This window comes from Moraxella sp. RCAD0137, assembly GCF_002894025.1.
Lineage (GTDB): Bacteria > Pseudomonadota > Gammaproteobacteria > Pseudomonadales > Moraxellaceae > Moraxella > Moraxella porci.
In genome coordinates, this window is record NZ_LTCC01000027.1 from 1,913 (window position 1) to 5,221 (window position 3,309).

Sequence of the window (3,309 nt, forward strand, 5' to 3'; positions counted from 1 at the left end):
CGGGTCTATAGCTCAGTTGGTTAGAGCACCGTGTTGATAACGCGGGGGTCATAAGTTCAAGTCTTATTAGACCCACCATTAAATTGGGGCCATAGCTCAGTTGGTAGAGCGCCTGCCTTGCACGCAGGAGGTCAGGAGTTCGACTCTCCTTGGCTCCACCATTAAAACATCAAAGCATACATAAGCAATTTAATAAGAGATTTCTTATTTATGCTTTTACTTTATAAACTGACGAAGTTTATAACACTATTTAACAACATGATTATGAGTCTGGGTTAATAAATTATCCAACGTAATTTATTAACCATGGTGATTGTACCCCAAAATACAATCACCTAAAGTAAAGAGAACTGAATCAAGCGTAAACATAGGTGAAGATCGTTACACATTACCCTTATAACACCAAGACTACTTGGGGTTGTATGGTCAAGTAATGAAGTGCACATGGTGGATGCCTTGGCAGTCAGAGGCGATGAAAGACGTGATAGCCTGCGATAAGCGTCGGTGAGGTGGCAATATCCTGTGACCCGGCGATTTCTGAATGGGGAAACCCACCTAAGATAACTTAGGTATCATAATTTATTTTATGAGGCAAACCGGGAGAAGTGAAACATCTCAGTACCCCGAGGAAAAGACATCAATTGAGATTCCCCAAGTAGCGGCGAGCGAACGGGGAGGAGCCGATCGAATTTACAGTAGCAAAATGGCGTGGGAAAGCCAACCATAGTAGGTGATAGTCCTGTATGCGAAACTGTTTATGAGACATATTAAGTAGGGCGGAACACGAGAAATTCTGTCTGAAGATGGGGGGACCATCCTCCAAGGCTAAATACTCCTGACTGACCGATAGTGAACCAGTACCGTGAGGGAAAGGCGAAAAGAACCCCTGTTAGGGGAGTGAAATAGAACCTGAAACCGTGTGCATACAAGCAGTCGGAGCGGACTTGTTCCGTGACGGCGTACCTTTTGTATAATGGGTCAGCGACTTATATTCTGTAGCAAGGTTAACCGTATAGGGGAGCCGTAGGGAAACCGAGTCTTAATAGGGCGACATAGTTGCAGGGTATAGACCCGAAACCGAGTGATCTATCCATGAGCAGGTTGAAAGTGTCGTAACAGACACCGGAGGACCGAACCCACTCCCGTTGAAAAGGTAGGGGATGACTTGTGGATAGGGGTGAAAGGCTAATCAAACTCGGTGATAGCTGGTTCTCCCCGAAAGCTATTTAGGTAGCGCCTCGGACGAACACCATGGGGGGTAGAGCACTGTTTCGGCTAGGGGGTCATCCCGACTTACCAAACCGATGCAAACTCCGAATACCCATGAGTGATATCCGGGAGACAGACGGCGGGTGCTAACGTCCGTCGTCAAGAGGGAAACAACCCAGACCGCCAGCTAAGGCCCCAAATTCCTAGTTAAGTGGGAAACGATGTGGGAAGGCACAGACAGCTAGGAGGTTGGCTTAGAAGCAGCCACCCTTTAAAGAAAGCGTAATAGCTCACTAGTCGAGTCGGCCTGCGCGGAAGATGTAACGGGGCTCAAACTAGGAGCCGAAGCTGCGGATTTAATTGTTTCAATTAAGTGGTAGGGGAGCGTTGTGTAAGCCTGTGAAGGTGACTCGTAAGGGTTGCTGGAGGTATCACAAGAGCGAATGCTGACGTGAGTAACGACAAAACGGGTGAAAAGCCCGTTCGCCGGAAGACCAAGGGTTCCAGTCCAACGTTAATCGGGGCTGGGTGAGTCGACCCCTAAGGCGAGGCCGAAAGGCGTAGTCGATGGGAAATCGGTTAATATTCCGATACTTGTTTATGATGCGATGGAGGGACGGAGAAGGTTATGCCAGCCTGGCGATGGTTGTCCAGGTGGAAGGATGTAGGTAGGCTTAGTAGGCAAATCCGCTAGGCTATTACTGAGATCTGATAGCAAGCCAGTTTACTGGCGAAGTGGCAAATACCATGCTTCCAGGAAAAGCTTCTAAGCGATAGTCATAAACAAATCGTACCCGAAACCGACACAGGTGGTCAGGTAGAGAATACCAAGGCGCTTGAGAGAACTCTGCTGAAGGAACTAGGCAAAATGGTACCGTAACTTCGGGAGAAGGTACGCTGCCGGTGGTGAAACCCTCGCGGTGTAAGCTACTGGCAGTCGCAGATACCAGGCTGCTGCAACTGTTTATTAAAAACACAGCACTCTGCAAACACGAAAGTGGACGTATAGGGTGTGATGCCTGCCCGGTGCTGGAAGGTTAATTGATGTGGTTAGCGCAAGCGAAGCTATTGATCGAAGCCCCAGTAAACGGCGGCCGTAACTATAACGGTCCTAAGGTAGCGAAATTCCTTGTCGGGTAAGTTCCGACCTGCACGAATGGCATAATGATGGCAGCGCTGTCTCCAGCAGAGACTCAGTGAAATCGAAATCGCAGTGAAGATGCTGTGTACCCGCGGCTAGACGGTAAGACCCCGTGAACCTTTACTACAGCTTTACATTGAACTTTGACCTAACTTGTGTAGGATAGGTGGGAGGCTTTGAAGTAGGGACGCCAGTTCCTATGGAGCCAACCTTGAAATACCACCCTGGTTATGTTGGGGTTCTAACTTAGATATAACAGTATCAAGGACAATGTATGGTGGGTAGTTTGACTGGGGCGGTCTCCTCCTAAAGAGTAACGGAGGAGTACGAAGGTGCGCTCAGAACGGTCGGAAATCGTTCAAAGAGTATAAAGGCAAAAGCGCGCTTAACTGCGAGACCCACAAGTCGAGCAGGTACGAAAGTAGGTCTTAGTGATCCGGTGGTTCTGTATGGAAGGGCCATCGCTCAACGGATAAAAGGTACTCTGGGGATAACAGGCTGATACCGCCCAAGAGTTCATATCGACGGCGGTGTTTGGCACCTCGATGTCGGCTCATCTCATCCTGGGGCTGAAGCAGGTCCCAAGGGTATGGCTGTTCGCCATTTAAAGAGGTACGCGAGCTGGGTTTAGAACGTCGTGAGACAGTTCGGTCCCTATCTACCGTGGGCGTTGGAAATTTGAGAGGATCTGCTCCTAGTACGAGAGGACCAGAGTGGACGAACCTCTGGTGTTCCGGTTGTCACGCCAGTGGCACTGCCGGGTAGCTACGTTCGGATGGGATAACCGCTGAAAGCATCTAAGCGGGAAGCCCACCTCAAGATGAGATTTCCCTAAAGAGCCGTTGTAGACTACGACGTTGATAGGTTGGGTGTGGAAGTGTAGTGATACATGTAGCTAACCAATACTAATTGCTCGTTTGGCTTGACCATACAACACCCAAGTGGTTTAATACTACTGA

General features: G+C 49.0%; 2 tRNA genes and 1 rRNA gene. All 3 read left to right on the forward strand.

From position 1 onward, the window contains the following. Position 1: 1 nt before the first annotated feature. The 3 genes from AZ602_RS09750 to AZ602_RS09760 all read left to right on the forward strand — a co-directional run bounded on the left by AZ602_RS09750 (position 2) and on the right by AZ602_RS09760 (position 3,280). A tRNA-Ile gene (locus AZ602_RS09750) sits at positions 2-78 on the forward strand. Between the two features lie 7 nt (positions 79-85). After that, positions 86-161 (forward strand) — tRNA-Ala (locus AZ602_RS09755). 263 nt (positions 162-424) lie between these two features. Then, a 23S ribosomal RNA gene (locus tag AZ602_RS09760) occupies positions 425-3,280 on the forward strand. Positions 3,281-3,309: the final 29 nt, after the last annotated feature.